Origin of the sequence: Motilibacter rhizosphaerae, from assembly GCF_004216915.1 — a bacterium.
Taxonomy (GTDB): Bacteria; Actinomycetota; Actinomycetes; order Motilibacterales; family Motilibacteraceae; genus Motilibacter; species Motilibacter rhizosphaerae.
In genome coordinates this window covers 177,961-204,726 of sequence record NZ_SGXD01000003.1, presented here as the reverse complement: position 1 = coordinate 204,726, position 26,766 = coordinate 177,961, and the positions used below count along the sequence as shown (strand labels likewise).

Here is a 26,766-nt window from a genome sequence, read left to right as displayed (position 1 = left end):
GAGCAAGACGGGGCGCACGACTCCGAGAGGGAACCCCGTCATGGCTGACGTCGCACGTGCCCGCAAGCTGGCGGACCGGATCAAGGTCATCGTGGCCGAGACGCTGGAGATGCGCGTCAAGGACCCGCGGCTCGGCTTCGTCACCGTCACCGACGTGCGGGTGACCAACGACCTGCAGCAGGCGACCGTCTACTACACCGTGCTCGGTGACGACGCGGAGCACGCCTCGACCGCCCTGGCGCTGGAGAGCGCCAAGGGCGTGCTGCGCAGCGAGGTCGGCCGGCAGACGGGCGTGCGGCACACGCCCTCGCTCGCCTTCAGCGCGGACGCGGTGCCCGAGACCGCCCGGCACATCGAGGACCTGCTCGCCCGCGCCGCCGCCGCCGACGCCGAGGTCTCGCGGGTGGCGGCCGGGGCGACGTACGCCGCGGGCCCCGACGCGTACCGCACCAAGGACGTGGAGGAGGACGAGGCCGGGTGAGCGCCCCGACCGGTGCGCACCCGGTCGCGGCCGTCCAGGCGGACTGGCGTGCGGCGCTCGACGACGTCGCGGCGCTGCTCGAGCGCCCGGCGGGCCCGGTCGTCCTGGCGGCGCACGTGGCTCCCGACGGCGACGCGCTCGGCAGCGTCCTCGCCGTCGCGCGCGCGCTGCGCCAGGTCGGCGTCGAGGCGCTGGTGAGCTGGGGCGAGGAGCCCCTCGAGGTGCCCCGCTCGCTCGGCGCGCTGCTCGCGCTCGACCCCGCGCTGGCGGCGGCGCTGACCCCGCCGTCCCGGCTCCCGGAGCACGTCGGGGTGCTCGCCTGCTTCGACCTCGCCTCGCGCGGGCGGCTCGGGCTCCTCTCGCCCCTGGTCGACACCGCCGAGGCCGTCGTCGCGGTCGACCACCACACCTCGCACGTGCCGTTCGCGCACGTCACCGCGCTCGACCCTGCCGCGCCGGCCACCGCCGTGCTCGCGGCGGAGCTCGTCGAGCGGCTCTCGGTGCCCCTGGACGCGGTGCTCGCGGGCTGCCTTTGGGTGGGCCTCGTCACCGACACGGGGTCGTTCCGCCACCCGTCGACGACACCGGCCGCCCTCCGGCTCGCCGCGCGGCTGCTCGACGCGGGAGCGGAGGGCGCGCGGCTCAGCCGCGCCGTCCTCGAGGAGGTGCCGGGTGCGCTGCTGCCGGTGCTCGGCGAGGCCGTGGCCGGGGCCCGCCTCGAGCCCGGCGCCCTCGGCGGCGCCGGCCTCGTGCTGGCCACGGTCCCGCGCGAGCGGCGCGCGGCCGCCGGGCTCGCCGTCGAGGAGCTCGTGCCCGTGCTCGACGTCGTGCGCCGGGCCGCCGAGGCCGACGTCGCCGCCTGCCTGCTCCAGCAGGACGACGGCGCCTGGCGGGTCTCGCTGCGCTCGCGCGGTCCGCTCGACGTGTCCGTCGCGGCCGTCGCGCTCGGCGGCGGCGGGCACCGGATGGCCGCGGGGACCACCCTGACCGGCAGCGAGGACGAGGCCGTGGCCGCCGTGCGCGCCGCGCTGGAGGCGCTCGCGTGAACGACGGGCTCCTCGTCGTCGACAAGCCCGCCGGCTGGACCTCGCACGACGTCGTCGCGCGGGTGCGCCGGCTGGCCCGTACGCGCCGGGTCGGGCACGCCGGCACCCTCGACCCGATGGCCACGGGCGTCCTCGTGCTGGGGATCGGCCGCGCGACCCGGCTGCTCGGCCACGTCGCGGCGGGGGACAAGGCGTACACCGCCACCGTGCGGCTGGGCGCGGCGACGACGACCGACGACGCGGAGGGCGAGGAGGTGTCGCGCGCCCCGGCCGCCCACCTGACGCTCGACGAGGTCCGCGCCGCGGCGCTCCCGCTGACCGGGGAGATCGCGCAGGTCCCCTCGACGGTGAGCGCGATCAAGGTCGACGGCGAGCGGGCGTACGCCGTGGCGCGCTCCGGCCGCGAGGTGGCCCTCGCCGCCCGCCCGGTCACCGTGGCCGAGTTCGCGCTGTCGGACCCGCGGGTCGTCGGGGAGTACCTGGACCTCGAGGCCTCCGTCGTCTGCTCGAGCGGCACCTACGTGCGGGCCCTCGCCCGCGACCTCGGCGCCGCGCTCGGCGTCGGGGGCCACCTCACGGCGCTCCGGCGCACCCGGGTCGGTCCCTGGACGCTGGACGCGGCGCGGACGCTGGAGCAGCTCGAGGAGGAGCTCGTCGTCCTTCCCCTGGCCGACGCGGTCGCCCGGGCGTTCCCCCGCCGCGACGTCGACGCCGGGGCAGCGGCACGGGTGCGCGTCGGCGCGCGGCTGCCCGTCGCCGGGCTGCCCTCGCCGTACGGCGTGTTCGGGCCCGGGGGCGAGGTGCTCGCGCTCGCCGAGGAGCGCGACGGGCGCAGCGCGTACCTCGCGGTGTTCGCGGCCCAGGGCTGAGGGCCCCGACCACGGGTCTGGCAGGCTTGCCCCGTGGATCTCTGGCAGGGCCTGGCGGCCGTCCCACCGGCGTACGGGCCCTCCGCGGTCGCGGTCGGCGTCTTCGACGGCGTGCACCGCGGGCACCGCGCGGTCGTCGCCCGGGCCGTCGCGGACGCGGCGGCGAGCGGCGCCGCCCCCGTCGTCGTCACCTTCGACCCGCACCCGCTCGAGGTGCTGCGCCCGGCCGCCGCGCCGCGGATGCTGACCTCGGCGCGGCACCGCGCCGAGCTGCTCGACGCGCTCGGGGTCGCGGGCGTGCTCGTGCTGCCCTTCGACCGGGAGATGGCCGCCTGGCCGCCGGAGCGCTTCGTGGCCGACGTCCTGGTCGGAGCCCTGCAGGCGCGCACGGTGGTCGTGGGGGAGGACTTCCGCTTCGGCGCGCGCGCCGCGGGTGACGTGGCGCTGCTGCGCACCCTCGGGGCGGCGGCCGGCTTCACCGTCGACGCCGTGGCCCCGGTGGGCGCGAGCGGGCACCGCTGGTCGAGCACCTTCGTGCGCGACCGCATCGCGCTCGGGGAGGTCGAGACCGCGGCCGATGCGCTCGAGCGCCCGCACCGGGTCGAGGGCACGGTCGTCACCGGCGACCAGCGCGGCCGCGAGCTGGGCTTCCCGACGGCGAACCTCGCCTTCGCGTACCGCGCGGCGGTGCCGGCCGACGGCATCTACGCCGGCTGGCTCGTGCGCCCGTCGGGGGAGCGGCTCCCCGCTGCGGTGTCGATCGGGACCAACCCGACGTTCGACGGCGTCGAGCGCCGGGTGGAGGCCTACGTGCTCGGCTTCGACGACCGCCCCGAGCAGCTCGACCTCTACGGCGAGCGCGTCGCGCTGGAGTTCGTCGCCCGCATCCGCGACACCGTCCGCTACACCGGCGTCGAGGCGCTGGTCGAGCAGATGCACCGCGACGTGCGGCGGGTCGCCGGGATCCTCGGCGTCGGGTGACGCGCGAGCAGGCTGGTAGCCTGGGTAGCGCCGTTCGATCGGCCACGGATCGAGAGCGCCCTGCGGACCAGCCCGGGGCACCGTGCAACGAAGCCCCTCGAGGAGCCCCATGCCCCTGGACGCCGCGACCAAGCAGCGCATCATCTCCGAGTACGGCGTGACCCCTGGCGACACCGGGTCCCCCGAGGCCCAGGTCGCGCTGCTCAGCCAGCGCATCCGTGACCTCACGGAGCACCTGAAGACGCACAAGCACGACCACCACAGCCGTCGCGGGCTGCTGCTCCTCGTCGGCCGTCGCCGCCGGCTGCTGCAGTACCTGGCCAAGACGGACATCAACCGCTACCGCTCGCTCATCGAGCGGCTCGGTCTGCGCCGCTAGCGCGGCAGGGAGGAGGGAGCGGCCCGCGCGGGCCGCTCCCTCCTCCTACGACAGGCCCCCCACCCCGGGCCGGCGGATCCTCCGACGGCCCCCGCAGCGGGGAGCCGCCCGACGAGGACGTCGACCGGTCCTCGGCAGTGGCCCTCGGGCCGGCCCAGCGGCCCTCCCGAGCGCTTCTCTCGAAGACCGGATGCGCCCCCCGCACGTGCGGCTCCTCCTGAGCAGAACAGGAGGGACCCGTGACGGGTTCTCAGGCCACCACCAGCGAGGGCGTCACCACCGCCTCGGCCGTCATCGACAACGGCCGCTTCGGCACCCGCACCGTCCGGTTCGAGACCGGGCGCCTCGCCCAGCAGGCCGCGGGCTCCGCGGTCGCGTACCTCGACGACGAGACGATGCTGCTGTCGGCGACGACCGCGTCGAAGTCGCCGAAGGAGCAGTTCGACTTCTTCCCCCTCACCGTCGACGTCGAGGAGCGGATGTACGCCGCGGGCCGCATCCCCGGCTCGTTCTTCCGCCGCGAGGGCCGTCCGAGCGAGGACGCGATCCTCACCTGCCGGCTCATCGACCGCCCGCTGCGCCCCAGCTTCGTCAAGGGCCTGCGCAACGAGGTCCAGGTCGTCGTGACGGTCATGGCGCTCGACCCGAAGGACCTCTACGACGTCGTCGCGATCAACGCGGCGTCGCTCTCGACGCAGATCGCCGGCCTGCCCTTCAGCGGCCCGATCGGCGCCACCCGCGTCGCGCTCATCGAGGGCCAGTGGGTCGCCTTCCCGACGCACGAGCAGCTGCAGGGCGCGACCTTCGACATGGTCGTCGCCGGCCGTGTGGTGGGCGATGACGTCGCGATCATGATGGTCGAGGCCGAGGCCACCGACCAGACTTGGCGCCTGGTCAAGGACGAGGGCGCGCAGGCGCCGACCGAGGAGGTCGTCGCCCAGGGCCTCGAGGCCGCCAAGCCCTTCATCCGCCAGCTGTGCGACGCGCAGTCGGCGATCGCCGCGCAGGCCTCGAAGGCCACCCGCGAGTTCCCGACCTACCCGGACTACCAGCCCGACGCGTACGACGCGGTGGCCGGTTCGGTGACCGACGAGCTCGCCGCCGCGCTGACGATCGCGGGCAAGCAGGAGCGCGAGGCCGAGCTCGACCGCGTCAAGGGCCTCGTGCACGAGCGCCTCGGCGAGCAGTTCGCCGGCCGCGAGAAGGAGCTCTCGGGCGCGCTGCGCAGCCTGACCAAGAAGCTCGTGCGCCAGCGCATCCTGCGCGACAAGCTGCGCATCGACGGCCGCGGCCTCACCGACATCCGCTCGCTGGCCGCCGAGGTCGAGGTCGTCCCGCGCGTCCACGGCTCGGCGCTGTTCGAGCGCGGCGAGACCCAGATCCTCGGGATCACGACGCTGAACATGCTCCGCATGGAGCAGCAGCTCGACACGCTGGCGCCCGAGACGCGCAAGCGCTACATGCACAACTACAACTTCCCGCCCTACAGCACGGGCGAGACGGGCCGCGTCGGCTCGCCGAAGCGCCGCGAGATCGGCCACGGCGCGCTCGCCGAGCGCGCGCTCGTGCCGGTCCTGCCGTCGCGCGAGGAGTTCCCCTACGCGATCCGCCAGGTCTCCGAGGCGCTGGGCTCCAACGGCTCGACCTCGATGGGCTCGGTCTGCGCCTCCACGCTGGCCCTGCTCAACGCGGGCGTCCCGCTGCGCGCGCCGGTCGCCGGCATCGCGATGGGCCTGGTCTCCGACGAGGTGGACGGCGAGACGCAGTACGCCGCGCTCACCGACATCCTCGGCGCCGAGGACGCGTTCGGCGACATGGACTTCAAGGTCGCCGGCACCAAGGAGTTCGTGACCGCGATCCAGCTCGACACCAAGCTCGACGGCATCCCCGCCTCGGTGCTGGCCGGCGCGCTGACCCAGGCCCGCGAGGCCCGGCTCGAGATCCTCGACGTCATGGGCGAGGCCATCGACGGCCCCGACGAGATGTCGCCCTACGCGCCGCGCATCATCACGGTGAAGATCCCGGTCGACAAGATCGGCGAGGTCATCGGCCCGAAGGGCAAGATGATCAACCAGATCCAGGACGAGACCGGCGCTGAGATCACCATCGAGGACGACGGCACCATCTACATCGGTGCTGCCGACGGCCCGAGCGCGGAGGCCGCGCGCCAGACGATCAACGGCATCGCCAACCCGACGATGCCGGAGATCGGGGAGCGCTACCTCGGCACCGTGGTGAAGACGACGACGTTCGGCGCCTTCGTCTCGCTGCTGCCCGGGCGTGACGGCCTGCTGCACATCTCGCAGCTGCGCAAGATCGCCGGCGGCAAGCGCGTCGAGAACGTCGAGGACGTCGTCAAGGTGGGCCAGAAGGTCCAGGTCGAGATCGCCGAGATCGACCCCCGCGGCAAGCTCTCGCTCGTCCCCGTCGTCGAGGACGAGGCCGGCGATGCCGCCGCGTCCGCCGACGCCGTGACGGCCGACGCCTGACCGTGGCCCGGAGCCTGCCAGCAGCCGTGCCCCCCGCCCGTCGGGCGGGGGGCGCGCTGCGCGTCCAGCGGGTCGGGACGACCCGCACCCTCGCCGAGCAGAGCGCCGGCGGCGGCGTCGTGCGCCGCACCGTGCTGCCCGGCGGCCTGCGGGTCGTGACCGAGGCCGTCCCCGGCGTGCGCTCGGTCGCCGTCGGCATCTGGGTCGGGGTGGGCTCGCGCGACGAGACGCCCTCGCTCGCGGGGGCCTCGCACTACCTCGAGCACCTGCTCTTCAAGGGCACGCGGTCGCGCTCCGCGCTCGACATCTCGGTGGCGATCGACGCCGTCGGAGGCGAGATCAACGCCTTCACGAGCAAGGAGTACACCTGCTTCTACGCCCGGGTCCTCGACACCGACCTGGCCCTGGCGATCGACGTGGTCAGCGACCTCGTCACCTCCTCGGTGGTGAGCAGCGCGGACGTCGAGGCCGAGCGCAGCGTGATCCTCGAGGAGATCGCGATGCACGACGACGACCCCGCCGACGCCGCCCACGAGGTCTTCACGGCCGCGGTCTTCGGCGACACCCCGCTGGGGCGCCCCGTGCTCGGCAGCGTCGACTCGATCGAGTCGCTGTCCCGCCAGGCCATCGCGGGCTACTACCGCCGCCGCTACCGCCCCGAGTCGATGGTGGTCTCGGTCGCCGGCGGCATCGACCACGCGACGGTGGTCCGCCTGGTGCGCAAGGCCTTCTCCCGCTCGGGGCTGCTGGAGTCCGGAGCGCTCCCGGCTCCCGCCCGTCTCGGCGCGACCAAGCCGCTGCGCCCGGTCGCCCCGGTCCGCGTCGTCCACCGCCCGACCGAGCAGGCCAACGTCGTGCTCGGTGTCGGGGGTGTGGCGCGCACCGACCCGCGGCGCTTCGCGCTCGGGGTGCTCAACGCCGCGCTCGGCGGTGGCATGAGCTCCCGGCTGTTCCAGGAGGTGCGCGAGAAGCGGGGCCTGGCGTACTCCGTCTACAGCTACACCGCGCAGTACGCCGACGCCGGCACCTTCTCCGTCTACGCCGGGTGCCAGCCGAAGAAGGTCGACGACGTCCTCGCCATCTGCCGCGAGCAGCTCGCGCTCGTCGCCGAGCGGGGGCTCACGGAGGAGGAGCTGCGCCGCGGGCAGGGCCAGCTGCGCGGCGGGCTCGTCCTCGGGCTCGAGGACACCGGCTCGCGGATGAGCCGGCTCGGCAAGGCCGAGCTCGTCTACGGCGAGCTGCTCGGCGTCGACGAGCTGCTCGCGCAGATCGACGCGGTCACCCTGGACGACGTGCAGGCCGTCGCCGGCCAGCTGCTCGGCGCCCGGCCGGTCGTGGCGGTCGTCGGGCCGTTCGGCGAGGACCGCGACTTCGGCGCAGCCGTCGCCTGACGCGCGCCCCCCAACACCAGCAGCAGAAGGCAGGACTCGCAGCGTGACGATGAAGGTGGCCGTCCTCGGCGCCCGCGGGCGCATGGGCTCGACCGCGTGCCGCGCGGTGGAGGCAGCACCGGACCTCGAGCTCGCGGCCGGGCTCGACGTGGGGGACGACCTCGCCGCCCTCGTGGGTGCTGACGTCGCCGTCGACTTCACGCGCCCGGACGCGGCTGTCGGCAACGCGCGAGCCTGCGTCGAGCGGGGCGTCAGTGTCGTCATCGGCACGAGCGGGATCACGGCGGAGCGGCAGGCGGAGCTGGAGGGGGTCCTCGAGGGGGCGACGGGGGCCAGCGTGCTCGTCGTGCCGAACTTCAGCATCGGCGCGGTCCTGCTGACCCGCTTCGCCGCGACGGCCGCGCGCTTCTACGAGTCGGTCGAGATCGTGGAGATGCACCACCCGCAGAAGATCGACGCCCCCAGCGGGACGGCGCGGCGCACCGCCCAGCTCGTCGCCGCCGCGCGCCGCGAGGCCGGGCTCGGCCCGCTGCCCGACGCGACCACCGACGACCCCGACGGCGCGCGCGGCGCCCGCGTCGACGGGATCCCCGTCCACGCGGTCCGGCTGCGCGGCATGGTCGCCTCCGAGGAGGTGCTGCTCGGTGCACCCGGTGAGGCGCTCACCCTGCGCCACGACTCCTTCGACCGCGAGAGCTTCATGCCCGGCGTGCTGCTGGCCCTGCGCCGCGTGCGCGAGCGGCCGGGGCTCACCGTCGGGCTCGAGGCGTACCTCGACCTCGGCTGAGCCGTGCGCGCCCGCACCGTCGTCGGGGTCCTCGTCGCCCTCGTCGTCGTCTACGCCGTCCTGCTCGGCCGGTACGCCCTCGCCCTCATGACCGACGGCGGCGCCGTCGGCGTCGCCCTGGGGACCGGCGTGCTCGGCCTGCCCGTCGTGGGGCTCGTGCTCGTCGGGCTCGAGACGCGCTTCGGGCTGGCGACGCAGCGGCTCGGCCGCACCCTCGAGGTCGAGGGCGGCCTGCCGGTCGACGACCTGCCGCGCCGCCCGAGCGGCCGGCCCGAGCGGGCCGCCGCGGACGCGCGCTTCGCCGAGCGCCGGGCCGAGGTCGAGCAGGCGCCGGGGGACTGGCGGCGGTGGTACCGGCTCGCCCTCGCGTACGACGACGCCGGCGACCGGCGGCGGGCGCGGTCCGCGATGCGCCGGGCGGTGGCGCTCGAGGCGGGCCGGACCCCGCCGTCCTGACGCGCGCGCGGGCGGGCTCCCGGCCGGGAAGTCGATCAGGTTGCCTGATCATGATCGCGGCCGACCGTACGGAGTGGTGCCCGGCCGCACGGGATCTCGTGCGGACGGCGTGCACCTGGTGGGGTCGGCCCGTGCGGCGGCCTCCGGCGCGTGCGGTCCGCCCTTCGACCGGGCAAGCACCAGCGGGCGCGCCGAGCACGAGCAACTGGGGGCGATCTCGACGAGATGTCCTCGGTGCGGCCCCCACCTGATCGGGGACCCCGATCAAATGGGGCCGAGCGTCAGCCGCGGGCGGCGGCCTCGATCTCGAACAGCTCGCTGACGCCCGCCAGCTCGAGGAAGCGGGCGAAGCGGCCGCCCGGCGTCACCCGCAGGACGAGCCGCGTGCCGAGCAGGCCGGCGCGGCGGTGGGTGGCGACGAAGGCCTGCAGGCCGCTGGAGTCGCAGAAGGTGACGCCCGTGGCGTCGACGACGAGCTCGCCGCTGTGCAGCTGGGCCAGCTCGGAGGCCAGGGACTCGCGCAGCCGCGGGCCGCTCTCGAGGTCGACCTCGCCGGTCACGACGACGGTGGTACGGCCGGGAGCGTGCTCGGCGTACCAGCTGCTGAGCTCCACCCGGTCACCTCTCCCGCGGACGCACCGGCGCACCCCCGCGCGCCTGTGCGGCGGCACGACTCCGGACCGCCTGCCTCGAAAGTACCGCTCCCCGGGGACACGGCGCACCCCGGCTCCTGGCGGTGTCCGCTCCGTGGGCAGCCGCCCAGGGCGCGGAGGGCCGGTAGGTTGTGCACATGTCCGAGGTTCCGACGGCGCCGTTCGGCCGCGTCCTGACCGCGATGGTCACGCCCTTCCTGCCCGACGGTGCGCTCGACGTCGAGGGGTGCGCCCGGCTGGCCCGGACCCTCGTCGACGCGGGCAACGACGGCCTCGTCGTCAACGGCACGACGGGGGAGTCGCCCACGACGAGCGACGAGGAGAAGCTCGTCGTCGTGCGCACCGTGCTCGACGCGGTCGGCGACCGCGCGCAGGTCGTCGCGGGCGTCGGCACCAACGACACCCGGCACAGCATCGAGCTCGCGCAGGCCGCGGCCGAGGCCGGGGCCCACGGCACGCTCGTCGTCACGCCGTACTACTCCAAGCCGCCGCAGGCCGGGCTGGTCGGCCACTTCGCCGCGGTCGCCGACGCGACGCCGCTGCCGGTCATGCTCTACGACATCCCCGGCCGCACCGGCGTGCCGATCCGCACCGAGACCCTCGTCGAGCTCGCGGCGCACGAGCGGATCGTCGCCGTGAAGGACGCCAAGGAGGACCTCGCCGCCAGCGCCGAGGTGCTGGCGCGCACGGACCTCGCCTACTACTCGGGCAGCGACGCGCTCAACCTCCCGCTGCTCAGCGTCGGAGCCGTGGGCGTCGTCAGCGTCATCACCCACGTCGTCACCGCCCGGGTCGCGCAGATGATCGCCGCCTTCGCCTCCGGCGACGTCGCCCGCGCGCAGGCCCTCAACGCCGGGCTCATCCCGGTGTCGACCGGGATCTTCCGCACGCAGGGCGTCATCCTCACCAAGGCCGCGCTCGGCCTGCTCGGGCTGCCCGGCGGTCCGGTCCGCAGCCCGCTCGCCGACGCGACGGCTGCCGAGCTCGCCCAGCTGCGGGTGGACCTCGCCGCCGGCGGCCTACCGCTGGACCGGCCGGTGCTGGAGGCCTCGGCGTGAGCCACGCGCACCCCGAGCTGACCGCGCCCCCGCCGCTCGCGGACGGCGCGCTGCGCATCACCCCGCTCGGGGGGCTCGGCGAGGTCGGTCGCAACATGACCGTCTTCGAGCACCGCGGGCGGCTGCTCGTCGTCGACTGCGGGGTGCTGTTCCCCGAGGACTTCCAGCCGGGCGTGGACCTCATCCTCCCGGACTTCGAGTCCATCCGGGACCGCCTCGACGCGATCGACGCGGTGATCCTCACCCACGGCCACGAGGACCACATCGGGGCCCTGCCGTACCTCCTGCGCGAGAAGCCGGACATCCCGATCATCGGGTCGCGGCTGACGCTGGCGCTGGTCGAGGCGAAGCTGCAGGAGCACCGGATCACGCCGTACTCCCTCACCGTGCGCGAGGGCCAGCGCGAGCGGCTCGGGCCGTTCGACTGCGAGTTCGTCGCGGTCAACCACTCGATCCCGGACGCGCTCGCCGTCGCGATCCGTACGGACGCCGGCCTGGTCCTCCACACCGGCGACTTCAAGGTCGACCCGCTGCCGCTCGACCGGCGCGTCACCGACCTGCGCGCGCTCGCCCGGCTCGGGGACGAGGGCGTCGACCTCTTCCTCGTGGACTCAACCAACGCCGAGGTGCCGGGCTTCGTCACCCCCGAGCGCGACATCGCCCCGGTCATCGACCGCGTGTTCAGCGGCGCGGAGCGGCGGATCATCGTCGCCTGCTTCGCCTCGCACGTGCACCGCGTCCAGCAGGTCCTCGACGCCGCGGCGAAGCACGGCCGCAAGGTGGCGCTCGTCGGGCGCAGCATGGTCCGCAACATGGGCATCGCCCGCGACCTCGGCTACCTGCGCGTGCCCGACGACACGGTCGTCGACGTCAAGGCCCTCGAGGGCATGCCGGACGACCGGGTCGTGCTGGTGTGCACGGGGTCGCAGGGCGAGCCCATGTCGGCCCTGTCGCGCATCGCCAACCGCGACCACTGGATCCGCATCAGCGAGGGCGACACCGTCGTGCTCGCCTCCTCGCTGATCCCGGGCAACGAGAACGCCGTCTTCCGCGTCATCAACGGGCTGACCCGCTGGGGCGCGAAGGTCGTCCACAAGGGCAACGCGCTCGTGCACACCTCCGGCCACGCGAGCGCCGGCGAGCTCCTGCACGTCTACAACATCGTCGGCCCGCGCAACGTCATGCCTGTCCACGGCGAGGTACGGCACCTGCGCGCCAACGCCGACCTCGCCATCGCCACCGGCGTCGACCCCGCCCGCGCGCTCGTCGTCGACGACGGCGCGGTCGTCGACCTGGTCGACGGCGTCGCGCGCGTCGTCGGGGCGGTGCCCTGCAACTACGTCTACGTCGACGGTTCCACGGTCGGCGACGTCACCGAGTCGGCCCTCAAGGACCGGCGCATCCTGCGCGACGAGGGGTTCATCTCGGTGTTCGTCGCCGTCGACTCCTCGAGCGGCAAGGTGCTCGCCGGCCCGCAGATCTCCGCGCGCGGTGTCGTCGAGGACGACTCGGTCTTCGACGAGGTGCGCCCGCGCATCGAGGAGGCCCTCGCCCGCGCCGCGCAGGACGGGGTCACCGACGCGTACCAGATGCAGCAGCTGGTCCGCCGCGCCGTCGGCTCCTGGGTGAGCGGGTCGTTGCGCCGCCGGCCGATGATCGTGCCGGTCGTCGTCGAGGTGTGAGCACCTCCCAGCTGGCCGCGCGCGTCCGAGCCGGGTCTCCTGCGCGCGACGCGGCCGGCTGGCGCGACGCCGTCCGCGACGGGCTCGGGATCTGGCTGCTCAGCCGGTTCGCGCTGACGCTCGTCGTCGTGCTCGCCTCGTGGCTGCTCCGGTTCTACCGGACCTACCCGGCGCGCTACCCCGGCCTCGGCCCCTTCGACCGGTTCGTGCAGTGGGACTCGTTCCACTACCTGCGCATCGTGCGGACCGGCTACTTCGGCGAGGGCCGCTCCTGCTGCGAGCAGGCCTTCTTCCCCGGCTACCCGCTCTCGGTCAGGGCGCTGGTGCCGCTCGTCGCCGGGAACGACCAGCTCGCCGGGCTGCTCGTCACCTGGGTCGCGGCGGCCGTCGCAGCCGTGCTGCTCTGGCGGGTCGCGTACGACGCCACGGGCAGCCGCTGGTCGGCGCGGGCGGCCGTCGGGTTCCTCGCCGTGGCGCCGTACGGCGTGTTCCTCTCCGCGATGTACTCCGAGGCGCTCTTCCTCGCCCTCGCGCTCGGCGCCTGGTGGGCGGGGACGCGGCAGCACTGGTGGCTGGCCGGCGTGCTCGCGGGACTCGCCTGCCTCGTGCGGGTCAACGGGCTCTTCCTCGCGGTGATGCTCGCGCTCGCCTACCTGGGTGCGCGCCGCACCCGGGGGAGGCTGCTCCGCCTCGACGCGCTCGCGCTGCTCCTCCCGTGGGCCGCGGTGCTGGGGTACTTCACCTGGCTGCACGCGCGGACGGGGTCATGGTCGTCGTGGAGCCACGCCGAGGACCTCGGCTGGCACCGGACGACCGAGCCGCCGTGGCGTGCGCTGCCGCTCGCGTGGAAGGCGGCGGTGCACGCCCCCGCGCCGGACGTCACCGTCGCGTACTGGGCGGAGCTGGTCACCGCGGCGTTCGGGCTCGCGCTGACCGTCGCGCTGCTCGTCCGCCGGCGCTGGCCCGAGGCGGCGTACATCGGGCTGAACCTGCTCGCCGCCACGAGCTCGGTGCCCATGGCCTCGAGCCCGAGGTACGCGCTGCTCTGGTTCCCGGGCTACGTCCTCGCCGCGCAGGTGGCGCTGCGGTGGCGCTGGCTGGTCCCGGTGGCGGCCGCGCTCTGCGTGCCGTTCCTCGTCGCGCTCTCGCTGGCCTTCGCCGCCCACCTCTGGGTGGCCTGACACCCGACGTTGTGGGGCTGGTTCGCGTGATAGCCCTGAAAGAACCCCACAACGTTGAGGGTCAGTCGCGGCGGGTGTGGCGCAGGAAGGTCCACGGCCCCTGCGGCGTGAGCCCGAGCACCTCGAGCGCGGCGACGGCGTTCGCCACGAGCGCGGGGACCTCGGCCAGCGGCAGGTCGTTGCGGTAGTTCGTGGTCGAGGCCGCCGTGTCCGGCTGCTCGCCCGGCGCGTACCAGCCGAGGGCGCGGATCGCCGCGTCCTGCTCGGGGGTCGTCTCCCAGTCGCCCCCGAAGACCGTGGCACCGACCACCTCGGCCGACATCCACGGGTCCACCCGCAGGAACTGCACGAAGCGGCCGGGCAGCGGGCGCGGCTTCTTGCGGAGCAGGCCCGTGGGCGGCCCGTAGGTCACCGGCTCGGTGAGGACGACGTTCTCCAGCTCCTCGAGGCGCGCGACCTCGTCGAGCAGGTGCGCCCGCAGCGCCTCCCACGACGGCTCCGACCAGGTCTGCTCGGTCTCGCCCTTCACTCCGGCTCCTCGCGACGACAGGTGTGAGACGCGCTGACGTCCGGGAATGCTGCCCCCGTGGCAGACGGCTACAACATCGACACCACGGTGGTGGCGGGCGTCGCGGGCGACCTGTCGACCACGTCGGGCACGCTGTCCGGGCAGGTGGGCGCGCTCGCGGTCACGCCCGACGCGGGGAGCTCGAGCGGCGAGGTCGCCGGCGCGTTCGCCGCGCTGAGCTCCGCGCTCCGGGGCCTCGCCGAGACGGTGCAGGGGCTCTCCGTCGGCGTCTCCGACGCCGTCTCGACCTACACGGGGTCGGACTCCGGTGCCGCGCGGTCGTTCTCCGGACCCGGGGCGACGCCGTGATCGACCTCAGCGTCCACGGCGACCCGGGCGCCTGCCGCGCCGCCGCGCAGGCCGCCAGGACCGTCGCGAGCACGGTCGACGACGCCGTGAGCGCGCTCAAGCAGGCCGGCTCCACCAGCACGAGCGCGTGGACCGGGGAGGCCGCGGACGGCTTCCGTGCCGTCCTCGGCGACACGCGTACGGGCCTGCAGGACCTGGCCGACCGGATCCTCCCGGCGACCACTGCGCTCGACACGTTCGCCGGCGACCTCGACGCGGTCAAGGCGCAGTTCGCCTCGATCCGCGGCGACGCCCTCGCCGGCGGTCTCGACGTCTCCGGCGACAGCATCGCCCCGCCGAGCGAGCCCGCGGAGGCGGCCGACGACGCGGAGGTACGGGCCTACGACGCGAAGGTCGACGTCTACAACGCCTGCTTCGACCAGGCGGAGTCCGCGCGGGGCAAGGAGCGGGCCGCGCACGACGCGCTCGAGTCCGCGATGAGGGCCACCGACGACGACGGCTGGGTCGAGAACCTCGCGCAGAAGCTCGGCTTCCTCCCGCCGGACAGCACGGACCCCTGGGACCGGGCGAGCTGGGTCGCCGGTCGCGGCACCTGGGCCTTCGGCCTGGGGAGCAGCTGGATGCTCAAGCAGCGGCTCCAAGTGTTCCAGCCCAAGAACGGCCGCCTCTGGGGCCCGATGGGGCGCAACCTCGACCCGTGGCAGCGCTTCACGCGCAGCTTCGACCCGACCGCCTGGCACGCCAAGCCGTACCAGGCCGCGACGCGCGACAGCTGGGCCACCGGCGCGACGTGGGTGGGCCGGGCCGGCCTCGTCGTCACGGCCGCGACCGCCGGCTGGGACCAGTGGCAGAAGGACGCCGACGACCCCTCGCTCGACACGGGCGAGCGCGTCGACCGCACCGTGACCAAGGCCGGGTTCACCGCCGGGGGAGCCTGGGCCGGGGGCCTCGCGGGCGGGGAGCTCGGCGGCGCGATCGGCACCGCGATCTGCCCCGGCGTCGGCACGGTCGTCGGGGGCGCCGTGGGCGGCCTCATCGGCGGCTTCGCGGGCTCCACCGCGGGGGCCTGGGTCGGGGACCAGCTCAACGACGCCGCGGACGGCATCGGGCACGCGGCTGTGGACCTCGGCAAGGGCGCCGTGGACGTGGCCAAGGACGTCGGCGACGCCATCACCTTCTGGGACTGAACCATGACCCTCGACCTCGTCCTCGCGGCCGTCCTCCTCGTCATCGGGGTCGGTCTCGTCGTCCTCGGCGTCTGGCTGCGGCTGGGCCGGAGCACGGGTGCCCGCTCCTGGGTCGACGACGTCTGGCCCTGGAGGGAGCGGTTCTACCTGCTCCTGCCGGTGCTCGGCGTCATCGTGGGCGCGTGCGCCGGCTTCGTCCTCGACCGCCGCGGCGGGGACCTGGCGCACGCCTGCGCCGAGGTCATCGCGCTCCCGGCGGTCGCCGTCGTCGTCTTCGGGGTGTGCGAGGTGCCGATGCCGCGCTGGTCGCTGCCCGGGTGGTACCGCCCGCACCTCGACGCCCGCAAGGCACGGGAGCGCGCGCAGAAGGAGCGCCGCCGCGCCCGGAAGCCCGCGCGGAAGGCGGCGCGCACGTGACCGTGCTCGAGCACCCCGCGAGCGGGGCGCGCTGCGGCGTACCCGACGGGTGGGGGACGACCACGGACGAGGGCACCGGCGCGGCGCTCGCGCTGGAGCCGGAGCACGACGGGTTCAGGGCGAGCCTCGTGCTGACGGTCGAGGACACCGGAGCGTCCTTCCGCGAGTGGCAGGTGGGCGCCGATGCCCTGCTGCCCTCGGTGCTGCACGACTACCTCCTGCTCGACCTCGAGCGCCCGCACGTCGCGGGGCGGCCCGGAGGACGGCGGCTCGCGCACCACGTGACCGAGGACGGTGCGGACGTCACGCTCGAGCAGTGGATGGTGCTCGTCGACGGGAAGGGCTTCACCCTGACGGCCACCGTCGACACCCTGCGCTACGACGCGCTCGCCGACGAGCTGGCGGCGTGCGCCGCGACCCTGGTGGTGCCGTGATCCTCGACGTCGCCGCCGGGACGGGGGTCGTGCGCGTCGACCCCGACGGCCTCGCCCGCCTGCGGGAGGCGCACGCGGCGGGGGCGGCCGAGGGGCCGGCGGCCTCGGCGCTCGCGGTCCAGGGCGTCCCCGAGGCGCTCGACGCGCTGTCCGCCCCGCTCGTGGTCGCGGAGCTCGTGGTCGCGGGTCCGGACCTCGTGACGAGCTCCACCGCCTTCCTCGACCGCGACGTCTGCGCGCTGCTGCTCGCCGTGCACGACGAGGTGGCCCAGCTGCTCGTCACGGCACCGGCGGCGTTCCCCGCCGCCGTCGCCCGCGTCGTGCGGCTCGGCCCTCGGCACGGACGCCGGGAGCCCGCCCCCGTGGAGCAGGAGGTGCTCGAGGACCTGGCGCACGCGGACGGGCTGCGGCGCTCCTCGGCGTACGCCGTGCTCGGCGCGGACTGGTCCTGGACGCTCGACGTGCGGTGGCAGGCGGGGGAGCGCCAGCTGGCCGCTGTCGATGGCAGCGCCGGCCTCGCGCTCGTCGAGCGCGAGGGGGAGGGCTGGGCCCTGCGTCCCGCGACGGCGACGGAGGTCTGGAGGCTGCTGACCCGCGCGCTGCCGGGCGACGAGGAGCTCGCCGGCTGAGCGGCGCGCTGGTGCTGCTGCGACTCCTGTGAACAGTGGGACGGGGGGCTACCCTCCTCCCATGGCGACCCGGCCCCCTGGCGGCACCCGTCCCGGCACTGCGGCGCGGCCCGCCCCGCGCGCGTCGGGCTCCGGTGCACGCCGTACGCCGGCGCCCCGCACCTCGCCCGGCCCCCGCGCCGGCGGCGGTCGCCCGGCCCCGTCCGGCCGCCGTCCCGCCCCGAAGCCGGCTCCCACTGGTCCCGGGCTCGGCGCCCGGCTGCTCCGCGCCGTCGTCCGCGGGCTCGTGCTCGCCTGGACCTGCCTCGGGCACGTCCTCGGCGGCGCCGTGCGCCGGCTGGGCAACGGCGCGCGCGACCTCGACCCGGCCCTGCGCCGCGACGGCGCGGGCCTCGCGCTGCTGGCGCTCGCCGCGATCACGGCCGCCGCCGCGTGGTTCGGGCTCGACGGCCCGCTCGGCCGCACCACCACGGACATCGTCGCCGGCACCGTCGGCCGCGCCGGCGTGCTGGTCCCGCTCGCGCTGGGCCTGCTCGCCTGGCGCGTGCTGCGCCACCCCGACCGCGAGCTGGCCAGCGGCCGGCTCGTCATCGGCTGGGCCGCGGTCCTGCTCTCCGGGCTCGGCCTGCTCCACCTGCTCTGCGGCTCGCCGGAGCCCTCGGGCACGGGCGGCGGGGTGCACGCCCTGCAGCACGGCGCCGGCGGCGCGGGCTGGCTCGCCGCCTCGCCGCTCGAGGACGCTGCCGGGCCCTGGCTCGCGGGCCTCCTGCTCGCGCTGCTGCTCGCCTTCGGCGTCCTCGTGGTCACGGCCACGCCGGTGGCCGAGGTCCCCGACCGGCTGCGCGCGCTCACCGGTGGGCACCTGCGGACGGCGCTCGGTGCGGACCGGCCCCGCCGCGAGCGCACCTCGCTGCGCCACGAGCGCGCGGGGGACTCGCCGTACGACAGCCCGCTGCTCGCCGACGACGAGCCGGAGGCACCGGAGGAGGGCGAGACCGACGTCTTCGACGTCGCCGCGCTCGAGGACGCCCCGGCCCCGCGCCGCACCCGGAAGCGGCCGGCGCCCGAGCCCGAGCCGGAGGTCGACCTCGACCCGCCGACCGAGGCGTTCGTCCGCCCGGGCCGCGTACGCCCGGCGCCGCCCGCGCCCGCCGCCGAGCGGCCCGTCCTCGAGCCGCCGCCGCACACGCCCGCGCCGCCGCGCGTGGAGCAGCTGCTGCTCTCGGGCGACGTGACGTACTCGCTGCCCGACCCCACGACACTGCAGACGGGGTCGGTGCACAAGGCCCGCACGCCCGCGAGCGACGCCGTCGTCGAGTCGCTCCAGGGCGTGCTCGAGCAGTTCGAGATCGACGCGCACGTCACGGGCTACACCCGCGGCCCGACCGTCACCCGCTACGAGGTCGAGCTCGGCACCGCGGTGAAGGTCGAGCGCGTCACCGCGCTCTCCAAGAACATCGCGTACGCCGTGGCGAGCGCCGACGTCCGCATCCTCTCGCCGATCCCTGGCAAGTCGGCGATCGGCATCGAGATCCCCAACACCGACAAGGAGATCGTCGCGCTCGGCGACGTCCTCCGGTCGCGCACGGCGACGACGAGCACGCACCCGCTCGTCGTCGGGCTGGGCAAGGACGTCGAGGGCGGCTTCGTCGTCGCGAACCTCGCGAAGATGCCCCACCTGCTCGTCGCGGGCGCCACCGGCTCCGGCAAGTCGAGCTTCGTCAACTCCATGATCACCTCGATCATGGTGCGGGCGACCCCGGACGAGGTGCGGCTCGTCCTCATCGACCCCAAGCGCGTGGAGCTGACGGCGTACGAGGGCATCCCGCACCTCGTCACGCCGATCATCACGAACCCGAAGAAGGCCGCCGAGGCGCTCGAGTGGGTCGTGCGCGAGATGGACCTGCGCTACGACGACCTCGCAGCGTTCGGCTTCCGCCACGTCGACGACTTCAACAAGGCGGTCCGGGAGGGCACGCTCAAGCCGCTCGAGGGCAGCGAGCGCGTGCTGCGGCCGTACCCGTACCTCCTCGTCATCGTCGACGAGCTCGCCGACCTCATGATGGTCGCGCCGCGCGACGTCGAGGCGAGCATCCAGCGCATCACCCAGCTCGCCCGCGCCGCCGGCATCCACCTCGTGCTCGCCACGCAGCGCCCGAGCGTCGACGTCGTCACCGGCATCATCAAGGCCAACGTCCCCTCGCGGCTCGCCTTCGCGACCTCGAGCCTCGCCGACAGCCGCGTCATCCTCGACCAGCCGGGCGCGGAGAAGCTCGTCGGGCAGGGCGACGGGCTGTTCCTGCCGATGGGGGCGAGCAAGCCGGTCCGCATCCAGGGCGCGTGGGTGACCGAGGCCGAGGTCGTCTCGGTCGTCGAGCACTGCAAGACCCAGCTGCAGCCGACCTACCGCGAGGACATCGCGGCGCCGGCGCAGAAGAAGGAGGTCGACGAGGAGGTCGGCGACGACCTCGACCTGCTCGTGCAGGCGGTCGAGCTCGTCGTCACGACGCAGTTCGGCTCCACCTCGATGCTGCAGCGCAAGCTGCGCGTCGGCTTCGCGAAGGCCGGCCGGCTCATGGACCTCATGGAGAGCCGCGGGATCGTCGGGCCGAGCGAGGGGAGCAAGGCGCGCGACGTGCTCATCAAGCCCGACGAGCTCGACGGGGTCGTGTTCGAGCTGCGCGGCGGCTGAGCACGGGCCGTGCGGCGTGCGGCCGATCGTTCCGTAGACTCCTCGCAGGGCTCGTTCGCCCGGTTTGTGACGTGACCACGATCAGCTCGGGGGAGGCCCAGTGACGGTCGGCAGCGACCTCGCCGCGGCGCGCCAGGCGGCCGGGCTCTCCCTCGAGGAGGTCGCGGACAAGAGCCGCATCCGGCGCAGCGTGCTCGCCGCCGTCGAGCGCGACGACTTCTCGCTGTGCGGGGGCGACGCGTACGCCCGGGGGCACCTGCGCACGCTCGCGCGCATCGTCGGCACCGACGGCGACGCGCTCGTGGCGTCCTACGACCGCGAGGTGGCGCGCCCCGAGCCCGCCCTGCTCCCCAGCGAGAAGATCGACCTCGTCGGCGGCCTCGACCGGCGGCGCTGGTCGCTGAACTGGTCGGCCGTGCTCGCCGCCTCGCTCGTCGTCGTGCTCGTCTACACCGTGGGCGTCGTGCTGCGCGGCGGCAGCGGCGGGGGCTCGCCGGCCGCGGCCCCGCTGACCTCGACGCCGGCCGTCGCGACCAGCTCGGCGTCGAGCGCGCCGCGGCCCTCGGCCCGCCGCACGGCCACGCCCGCGCCGGTCGCCCAGGCGCCGCGCAGCGGGGTGAGCGTCATCGTCGCCGCGAGCGGCGGGGCGAGCTGGCTGCGCGCGACCACCGCGGCGGGGGCGACGCTGTTCGAGGGGATGGTCGCCAAGGGCGGCAGCAAGCAGTTCACCGACCGCAAGGGCGTGCGCCTCGTCATCGGCAACGCCGGAGCGGTCGCCCTCACGGTCAACGGCAAGCAGGTCGGCGCGCCCGGGGCCAAGGGCCAGGTCGCCAACGTCAGCTTCGGCCCGCAGGACCCCGCCTAGCCCGTTCGTGCCGCTGCCCGCGCCCCGCCGCGGGCGCGACGCCCTACCCTGGTGACTCGTGTCCTCCGCTGCAGCCGCCCCCCGCACCGTCGCCCTCGTGACCCTGGGCTGCGCGCGCAACGAGGTCGACTCGGAGGAGCTCGCCGGGCGCTTGGCCGCCGACGGCTGGCAGCTCGTGGACGACGCGGCCGACGCCGACGTCGCGGTGGTCAACACCTGCGGGTTCGTCGAGTCGGCGAAGAAGGACTCGGTCGACGCGCTCATCGAGGCGGCCGAGCTCAAGGGCTCCGGCCGCACCCAGGCCGTCGTCGCGGTCGGCTGCATGGCCGAGCGCTACGGCGCCGAGCTCGCCGGGGCGCTGCCCGAGGCGGACGCGGTCCTCGGCTTCGACGACTACGCCGACGTCTCCGCCCGCCTGCAGACGATCCTCGCCGGCGGGTCGCACACGTCCCACGTGCCGCGCGACCGCCGGGCGCTGCTGCCGCTCTCGCCCGTGGCGCGCCAGGCGGCGGCGGTCGCGACGCCGGGCCACGGCGTGGCGGACCTGCCAGAGGGGGTCGCCCCGGCCTCGGGCCCGCTGGTCCTGCGCCGGCGGCTGGGGGAGGGGCCCGTCGCCCCGCTCAAGCTGGCCTCCGGCTGCGACCGGCGCTGCGCGTTCTGCGCGATCCCGAGCTTCCGCGGGGCGTACGTGTCGCGCCCGCCGGCCGACGTGCTCGCGGAAGCCCGCTGGCTCGCCGAGCAGGGCGTGCGCGAGGTCGTCCTGGTGAGCGAGAACTCCTCCTCCTACGGCAAGGACCTCGGCGACATCCGCGCGCTGGAGGGCCTGCTGCCCGAGCTCGCCGCGGTCGACGGCCTGCTCCGCGTGCGCGTGTCCTACCTCCAGCCCGCCGAGGTGCGCCCCGGGCTGCTCGACGTCATGGCCGGTACGCCCGGGATCGCGCCGTACTTCGACCTCTCCTTCCAGCACGCGTCGGGCCCGGTGCTGCGCCGCATGCGCCGCTTCGGCGACACCGAGCGCTTCCTCGAGCTGCTCGAGCAGGTGCGCACGCGGGTCCCGCTCGCCGGCGCCCGGTCCAGCTTCATCGTCGGCTTCCCCGGCGAGACCGAGGAGGACGTCGCGGAGCTGCAGCGCTTCCTCGAGTCCGCGCGGCTCGACGCCATGGGGGTGTTCGCCTACAGCGACGAGGAGGGGACCGAGGGCGCGACGCTCGAGGGCAAGCTCCCCGAGCACGAGATCGCCGCCCGCCACGAGCACCTCTCCCGGCTCGTCGAGGAGCTCGTCGCCCAGCGCGCCGAGGACCGCATCGGCGAGACCGTCGAGGTGCTCGTCGAGCGCGAGGAGGACGGCCGCTGGGTCGGGCCGGCCGGCCACCAGGCGCCCGAGGTCGACGGGGTCACGGCCCTGCTGGCCCCCGCGCCCGTCGGCAGCCTCGTCCGCGCCCGCGTCGTCGCCGCGGAGGGCGTCGACCTCGTCGCCGAGCCGCTGCCCGCCCCCACCGGGCAGGTCGGCGCGTGACCGGAGTGGCGTCCTCGGGGACCGGGGGAGCCACCGAGCCCCCGGGCACGCTCAACATCCCCAACACCCTGACGGTGCTGCGGCTGCTGCTCGTCCCCGTCTTCGTCGTGCTGCTCGTGCAGCGCTCCGGCACCAGCGACGCGTACCGCATCGCGGCCTGGGCGGTGTTCGCCCTGGCCTGCGTCACCGACGTCGTCGACGGCGACCTCGCCCGGCGTCGCGGGTCGGTGACGGAGTTCGGCAAGCTCGTCGACCCCATCGCCGACAAGGCGCTGACCGGTGCCGCGCTCGTCACGCTGTCGGCGCTGGGGGACCTGCCCTGGTGGCTCACGGTCGTCGTCCTCGTGCGCGAGTTCGGCGTGACGGGCCTGCGGCTGTGGGTCATTCGGCACGGCGTCATCCCCGCCAGCCGCGGCGGGAAGGTGAAGACGCTGCTGCAGGACGTCGCCATCGGCCTGTTCGTCCTGCCCCACCCCGGCGTCCTCGCGGTGCTCCCGTGGGCGGTTATGGTCCCCGCCCTCGTCATCACGCTCGCCACGGGCGGCGACTACGTCGCCCGGGCGCTGCGGCTCCGGCGGGAGGCGCGTGCCCAGCGCTGAGGTGGTCTGCGTCGGGGACGAGCTGCTCTCCGGTCGGGTCACCGACACCAACTCCGGCTGGCTCGGTGCCCGGCTCGCCGAGGCCGGCTGGCGGCTCGTCCGCGTCGCGACCGTGCCCGACGAGCTCGACGCCGTCGCCGACGCGGTGGCCGCTGCGTGCGCCCGCGTCCCCCTCGTCCTCGTCACCGGCGGTCTCGGGGGCACCTCCGACGACCTCACGCGGGAGGCGCTCGCCCGGGTGGCCGGGCGGCCCGTGGTCCGGGACCCCCGGCTCGAGCAGGCGCTGCGCGACCGCTACGCCAAGCGCGCTGCCGAGCCGCCTGCCGGTGCGCTCGCGATGGCCGACGTCGTGGAGGGCGCGGAGGTGCTCGCCAACCCGGCCGGCACCGCGCCCGGGCTCCGCCTCCGCGTGGGTGGTGCGCAGGTCGTCGCGCTGCCGGGCGTCCCCGCCGAGGTGCGGGCCATCGCCGCCGCCTCCGTGCTCCCGGGGCTCGCGGGCGGGGAGCGCACCACCACCAGCCTGTGGCTCCCCCTCGCCGACGAGGCCGCCGTCGGTGATGCGCTCGGTCCGCTCGAGGCGGCGCTGCCGGACGGCGTACGGCTCGGCTACCTCGCCGGTGGCGGCAGCACCGAGGTGCGGCTGACCGGATTACCCGAGGTGGTGGCACCCCTCGCCGCGCGGGCGCGTACGCAGCTGCGGGCCGCGCTGCCCGCCGCCCTCGTGCTCGACGAGCCGCTGCCGGCCTCGGTGCTCGCTGTCCTGCGCGGTGCCGGGGAGACCCTCGCCGTCGCCGAGTCGCTCACGGGCGGGCTCGTCACCGCCGCGCTCGTCGCCGTGCCCGGCGCCTCGGCCGTGCTGCGGGCCGGCGTCGTGTCCTACGCGACCGAGCTCAAGGCGGGTCTCCTGGGCGTGGACGCCGGACTGCTCGCCGAGCGCGGCGCCGTGGACCCCGACGTGGCCCGGCAGATGGCGGAGGGGGTGCGCCTGCGGACCGGCGCGACCTGGGGCGTCGCCACGACCGGCGTCGCGGGGCCCGAGCCGCAGGACGGCCGGCCCGTCGGCGAGGTGCACGTCGCCGCTGCGCGCGAGGGGGAGGTGCGGGTGCGCTCGGTGCAGCTGCGCGGGGACCGCGACCGGGTCCGGACGACCGCCGTCGTCACGGCCCTCGTCCTGCTGCGGGAAGCGATACAGTGATTACACTGTTGCACACGACAGCCACCGGAATCGTCTGCTAGCGAACGCTACGGTCCCCGCCGACGCGTGACGAGCAGAGGCGGGTACGGTGGTCTCCACCGTCCCAGAAGGGAGCACCGCGATGGTTCTCTTGCGTCGCCTGCTCGGGGACGTGCTGCGCACCCAGCGCCAGCGGCAGGGCCGCACGTTGCGCGAGGTCTCGGCCGCCGCCCGGGTGTCCCTCGGCTACCTCTCCGAGGTCGAGCGAGGGCAGAAGGAAGCCTCCTCCGAGCTCATCGCCTCGATCTGCGCGGCGCTCGACGTCCCGATGTCCGAGGTGCTGCGCGAGGTGTCCGACGGGCTCGTCGTGGCCGAGGCGGAGTCCGCCCTGCGCGACGCGGCCCTGCGCGAGGCCGTCCGCCAGCCCGGCGTCCCGCTGCTCGCCCCCGCGGGCGAGACCGACGGGCCTGCCCGCGTCCCGGTCGACGTCGCCGCCTAGCCCCTCGCACGCGTCCAGCGCCCGGTCCCCTTGAGGGGCCGGGCGCTGCTGCGTCTAGCCGCAGGAGACGTTCGATACGCCCTTGCGGCCGCCGCGGTCGTCGCAGGCGACGCGGTTGCCGCTCCCGGCCTTCGGCGGGTAGATCCCGACGGTCCAGCCGGGCACGCCGCCGGTGACGCGGTTCGCCCGGAAGGCGTTGCCGCGCCCCCAGCCGTCGACCACCTGGTGCACCTGGAAGGCGTCGAGCAGCGTGGTGCTGCCGGAGTTGCCGGTGACGGTCCAGCCGTTGCCCTTGACGTCGACCCAGGAGTCGGCGCTGTTCTGCCCGCTGGTGCCGTCCCTGGTGAAGCGCACGCCGCGGATGACCCCGCCGGTCGTGCCCTCCTTGACGTCGATGCCCTCCGCCGCCGCGTCGGAGATGGTGTCGTCGGCGATGAGGACGTGGTCCGTACGGTCCGGCTGGCCGCCGGTCACGTCGGCCCAGTTGGAGTGGGCCGTGCCGACGTAGACGCCCTCGCCGTAGCGCGCCTGGAAGAGCCCGGTGTCGTGGACCGTCGAGCGCACGATGGCATTGAGGCTGGAGCCGGAGCGGAAGTGCACGCCCTCCTCGCCGATCATGCCGACGTCGAGCGAGTCGAGCACGGTGCCGACCGAGCCGTCGAGAACGATGCCCTTCTTCGCGTTGCGCACGCTGAAGCCGACGAGGCGCCAGAAGCTGCCGGTGACGTGCAGGGCGTAGCCGCCGTGCTCGGTGTCCCCGGTGGTGAGCACGGCCTGCGGTGAGCCCTCGAGGACGACCGGCCGCGCGGCGGTGCCTGAGGCCGCGGCCTCGAACTGGTCCGACGTGTAGGTGCCGTCCGCCAGGTGGATGCGGTCGCCCGGCTGGGCCTCGGCGAGCGCGACCGAGAGCCCGTCGGAGTCGGAGACGTCGATCGTCTGCAGCGGCGCGGGGAGCGTCGGCAGCCGCTTCGTCGGGTCGGGCCCGACGGGCCGGACCGCGGGCGCGCTCGGGACGGGCGTACGGCGCGGCGCCGTCCCCGTGACGTGGAAGCGCACGCGCACCGAGGAGCGGACGCCGTCCCGCAGCATCCGCGCCTCGAGCCGGTGCCGGCCCGGGCCGAGCGCCAGGCGCACGGCGTACGGCGCTGCGGTGTCCTTCTCCTTGAAGCGCCCGTCGATGATCCACCGCACGGCGGACGCGCCGGTCGGCGCGGCCACGGTCACCGAGGTGCCGACGGCGGCGCCCTGCAGCTCGGCGATCGGCACGGCGCCCTTGACGACCGGCGCAGGGGACGGGCTCGTGCTCTCGGCCGGTGCGCTCGTCTCGGCGGCGTCGGGCGTGGTCGCCGGCGCGGCGACGGGCCGCGCACCCGGCGACGGTGCTCCGGGGCGGCGCGTCCCGAACGGCGAAGGCACCCGCGGCGAGGCGGAGGAGTGCAGGGTGACGAACCCGCTGGTGACGACGGCCGCGCTCGTGACGACGGTCGCGAGCACCGCGCCCGCGACGCGGTGCCCTCTGCCCTCCACGCGCCAGAGGCTACCGGGCGCGTGTTACGGGGAGGGGCGCTCTGCTCCCACGCCCCCCTCTCGGGGGACGCCCGGGTCCTGCGCCGGCGGTGCTGCGCCGGGCAGCGCCTGGCAGGTCGGGCACCAGTAGCTCAGCCGCTCCTGGGTGAGCGGACCGTACTCCTCGACCTCGATGCGGGTCCCGCACACGCGGCAGGGCTTCCCGCCCCGGCCGTAGACCCAGTGGTCGGCCCCGCGCTCGAGGCTCCCCGTCGTCGACTGCTCCGGGCGGTTGCGGTTGCGGTGGAGCAGCGCGTGGCCGCGGCGCACGGGCTTGGCGAGGTCGGGCACGCTGCCCACCGGCAGCCGCGGGTGCAGCCCCTCGAGGAACAGCACCTCCGCGCGGTAGACGGTGCCCATGCCCGCCACGTTGCGCTGGTCGAGCAGCGCCTCGCCGATGCTGGTGGCGGGCGCGGCGGAGAGCCGGCGCACCGCCTCGGCGACCATGGGCTCGCCCCAGTCGTCGGCGAGCAGGTCGGGCCCGAGGTGCCCCACCGCCTCGTCCTCGTCGGCGGTGGGCAGCAGCTCGACGACGGGCAGGCGGTAGCCGACCGCCGTCCACGGCGCGGTCTGCAGCACGACCCGGACCTGGAAGTCGGGCCCGCCGCCCCAGCGCCGCCCCGGTCGGTAGAGGTGCCAGCTGCCGTCCATGCGGAAGTGGGTGTGCAGCGTCGTCCCGCCCTCGATGCGGAACAGCAGGTGCTTGCCGCGGGACGCGACCTCCAGCACCCGGCGGCCGCTGAGGTCGGCGGTCGCGTGCTGCGGCACGCGGAAGTCGGTCCGCGTCAGCACCTGGCCGCGCAGGGCCGCGTCCAGCCGTCGTCCGGCGAGCCAGACCGTGTCACCCTCGGGCACGGC

At 75.4% G+C, this 26,766-nt stretch carries 27 protein-coding genes; 23 read left to right on the top strand and 4 right to left on the bottom strand.

What is annotated here, in order from left to right:
• Positions 1-40: 40 nt before the first annotated feature.
• From rbfA to EV189_RS11650, 9 genes are all read left to right on the top strand, one after another.
• The gene (gene rbfA / locus EV189_RS11690) at positions 41-481 is read left to right on the top strand and encodes a 30S ribosome-binding factor RbfA (RefSeq protein ID WP_130493157.1); all 441 of its coding nucleotides are present in this window, start codon (positions 41-43) and stop codon (positions 479-481) included.
• A complete protein-coding gene (locus tag EV189_RS11685; RefSeq protein ID WP_130493156.1) occupies positions 478-1,527 on the top strand; it encodes a DHH family phosphoesterase in 1,050 nt (349 codons plus the stop codon). Before rbfA ends, EV189_RS11685 begins: the two co-directional genes overlap by 4 nt.
• Positions 1,524-2,396: a tRNA pseudouridine(55) synthase TruB gene (gene truB, locus EV189_RS11680; protein WP_130493155.1), complete on the top strand. Its 873-nt coding sequence runs from the start codon at positions 1,524-1,526 to the stop codon at positions 2,394-2,396. Before EV189_RS11685 ends, truB begins: the two co-directional genes overlap by 4 nt.
• 33 nt (positions 2,397-2,429) lie before the next feature.
• Positions 2,430-3,377: a bifunctional riboflavin kinase/FAD synthetase gene (locus tag EV189_RS11675; RefSeq protein ID WP_130493154.1), complete on the top strand. Its 948-nt coding sequence runs from the start codon at positions 2,430-2,432 to the stop codon at positions 3,375-3,377.
• Between the two features lie 109 nt (positions 3,378-3,486).
• Entirely contained in the window at positions 3,487-3,756 is a 270-nt protein-coding gene (rpsO, locus tag EV189_RS11670; RefSeq protein WP_130493153.1) for a 30S ribosomal protein S15, read from the top strand.
• Between the two features lie 239 nt (positions 3,757-3,995).
• The gene (locus EV189_RS11665) at positions 3,996-6,245 is read left to right on the top strand and encodes a polyribonucleotide nucleotidyltransferase (RefSeq protein ID WP_130493152.1); all 2,250 of its coding nucleotides are present in this window, start codon (positions 3,996-3,998) and stop codon (positions 6,243-6,245) included.
• A 26-nt stretch (positions 6,246-6,271) separates the two neighbouring features.
• Positions 6,272-7,636: a M16 family metallopeptidase gene (locus EV189_RS11660; RefSeq protein ID WP_231116311.1), complete on the top strand. Its 1,365-nt coding sequence runs from the start codon at positions 6,272-6,274 to the stop codon at positions 7,634-7,636.
• Positions 7,637-7,685: 49 nt separating this feature from the next.
• Entirely contained in the window at positions 7,686-8,423 is a 738-nt protein-coding gene (gene dapB / locus EV189_RS11655; RefSeq protein ID WP_196788578.1) for a 4-hydroxy-tetrahydrodipicolinate reductase, read from the top strand.
• A gap of 3 nt (positions 8,424-8,426) precedes the next feature.
• On the top strand, positions 8,427-8,879 hold the full coding sequence (locus EV189_RS11650; RefSeq protein WP_130493151.1) for a hypothetical protein: 453 nt from the start codon (positions 8,427-8,429) through the stop codon (positions 8,877-8,879).
• 281 nt (positions 8,880-9,160) lie between these two features.
• On the opposite strand, the gene EV189_RS11645 is transcribed toward EV189_RS11650, so the two are convergent.
• Positions 9,161-9,493, bottom strand: a complete 333-nt coding sequence (locus tag EV189_RS11645; RefSeq protein ID WP_165400269.1) for an STAS domain-containing protein — start codon at positions 9,491-9,493, stop codon at positions 9,161-9,163.
• Positions 9,494-9,669: 176 nt separating this feature from the next.
• Here EV189_RS11645 and dapA point away from each other — a divergent pair, with 176 nt between their 5' ends.
• The 3 genes from dapA to EV189_RS20205 are packed head-to-tail and all read left to right on the top strand — an operon-like array spanning position 9,670 to position 13,453.
• Positions 9,670-10,590 (top strand): 4-hydroxy-tetrahydrodipicolinate synthase, encoded by a 921-nt coding sequence (gene dapA, locus EV189_RS11640; RefSeq protein ID WP_130493149.1) that lies wholly within the window; start codon positions 9,670-9,672, stop codon positions 10,588-10,590.
• Positions 10,587-12,272 carry a ribonuclease J gene (locus EV189_RS11635; protein WP_130493148.1) on the top strand — a complete coding sequence of 562 codons (1,686 nt, stop codon included), beginning with the start codon at positions 10,587-10,589 and terminating at the stop codon, positions 12,270-12,272. The genes dapA and EV189_RS11635 overlap by 4 nt, the downstream gene beginning before the upstream one ends.
• Positions 12,269-13,453 (top strand): mannosyltransferase family protein, encoded by a 1,185-nt coding sequence (locus EV189_RS20205; RefSeq protein WP_165400268.1) that lies wholly within the window; start codon positions 12,269-12,271, stop codon positions 13,451-13,453. The genes EV189_RS11635 and EV189_RS20205 overlap by 4 nt, the downstream gene beginning before the upstream one ends.
• Positions 13,454-13,514: 61 nt before the next feature.
• Here the strand turns inward: EV189_RS20205 and EV189_RS11620 are convergent, their stop codons facing one another.
• Complete coding sequence (locus EV189_RS11620) at positions 13,515-13,982, bottom strand: TY-Chap domain-containing protein (RefSeq protein ID WP_130493146.1); 468 nt, start codon at positions 13,980-13,982, stop codon at positions 13,515-13,517.
• 57 nt (positions 13,983-14,039) lie between these two features.
• On the opposite strand from EV189_RS11620, the gene EV189_RS11615 reads away from it, so the two are divergent.
• The 11 genes from EV189_RS11615 (at position 14,040) to EV189_RS11565 (ending at position 24,342) form a co-directional block, all read left to right on the top strand.
• Positions 14,040-14,330, top strand: a complete 291-nt coding sequence (locus EV189_RS11615; protein WP_130493145.1) for a hypothetical protein — start codon at positions 14,040-14,042, stop codon at positions 14,328-14,330.
• Positions 14,327-15,517 carry a WXG100 family type VII secretion target gene (locus EV189_RS11610; protein WP_130493144.1) on the top strand — a complete coding sequence of 397 codons (1,191 nt, stop codon included), beginning with the start codon at positions 14,327-14,329 and terminating at the stop codon, positions 15,515-15,517. Before EV189_RS11615 ends, EV189_RS11610 begins: the two co-directional genes overlap by 4 nt.
• A gap of 3 nt (positions 15,518-15,520) precedes the next feature.
• On the top strand, positions 15,521-15,934 hold the full coding sequence (locus EV189_RS11605; RefSeq protein ID WP_130493143.1) for a hypothetical protein: 414 nt from the start codon (positions 15,521-15,523) through the stop codon (positions 15,932-15,934).
• On the top strand, positions 15,931-16,368 hold the full coding sequence (locus EV189_RS11600; protein ID WP_130493142.1) for a hypothetical protein: 438 nt from the start codon (positions 15,931-15,933) through the stop codon (positions 16,366-16,368). The genes EV189_RS11605 and EV189_RS11600 overlap by 4 nt, the downstream gene beginning before the upstream one ends.
• The gene (locus EV189_RS11595; protein ID WP_165400267.1) at positions 16,365-16,997 is read left to right on the top strand and encodes a hypothetical protein; all 633 of its coding nucleotides are present in this window, start codon (positions 16,365-16,367) and stop codon (positions 16,995-16,997) included. Before EV189_RS11600 ends, EV189_RS11595 begins: the two co-directional genes overlap by 4 nt.
• A 61-nt stretch (positions 16,998-17,058) precedes the next feature.
• Positions 17,059-19,689 carry a DNA translocase FtsK gene (locus EV189_RS11590; protein ID WP_130493140.1) on the top strand — a complete coding sequence of 877 codons (2,631 nt, stop codon included), beginning with the start codon at positions 17,059-17,061 and terminating at the stop codon, positions 19,687-19,689.
• A gap of 100 nt (positions 19,690-19,789) precedes the next feature.
• A complete protein-coding gene (locus tag EV189_RS11585) occupies positions 19,790-20,554 on the top strand; it encodes a helix-turn-helix domain-containing protein (RefSeq protein ID WP_130493139.1) in 765 nt (254 codons plus the stop codon).
• A 58-nt stretch (positions 20,555-20,612) separates the two neighbouring features.
• Positions 20,613-22,070, top strand: a complete 1,458-nt coding sequence (rimO, locus tag EV189_RS11580) for a 30S ribosomal protein S12 methylthiotransferase RimO (RefSeq protein ID WP_130493138.1) — start codon at positions 20,613-20,615, stop codon at positions 22,068-22,070.
• The gene (gene pgsA / locus EV189_RS11575; protein ID WP_130493137.1) at positions 22,067-22,669 is read left to right on the top strand and encodes a CDP-diacylglycerol--glycerol-3-phosphate 3-phosphatidyltransferase; all 603 of its coding nucleotides are present in this window, start codon (positions 22,067-22,069) and stop codon (positions 22,667-22,669) included. The genes rimO and pgsA overlap by 4 nt, the downstream gene beginning before the upstream one ends.
• Positions 22,656-23,864 carry a nicotinamide-nucleotide amidohydrolase family protein gene (locus EV189_RS11570; protein ID WP_130493136.1) on the top strand — a complete coding sequence of 403 codons (1,209 nt, stop codon included), beginning with the start codon at positions 22,656-22,658 and terminating at the stop codon, positions 23,862-23,864. Before pgsA ends, EV189_RS11570 begins: the two co-directional genes overlap by 14 nt.
• Positions 23,865-23,985: 121 nt before the next feature.
• Positions 23,986-24,342 (top strand): helix-turn-helix domain-containing protein, encoded by a 357-nt coding sequence (locus tag EV189_RS11565; RefSeq protein WP_130493135.1) that lies wholly within the window; start codon positions 23,986-23,988, stop codon positions 24,340-24,342.
• 54 nt (positions 24,343-24,396) lie between these two features.
• Here EV189_RS11565 and EV189_RS11560 read toward each other — a convergent pair whose 3' ends face one another.
• Positions 24,397-25,869, bottom strand: a complete 1,473-nt coding sequence (locus tag EV189_RS11560) for a chondroitinase-B domain-containing protein (protein ID WP_130493134.1) — start codon at positions 25,867-25,869, stop codon at positions 24,397-24,399.
• Positions 25,870-25,893: 24 nt separating this feature from the next.
• Entirely contained in the window at positions 25,894-26,763 is an 870-nt protein-coding gene (locus EV189_RS11555) for a DNA-formamidopyrimidine glycosylase family protein (RefSeq protein ID WP_130493133.1), read from the bottom strand.
• Between the last annotated feature and the right edge of the window lie 3 nt (positions 26,764-26,766).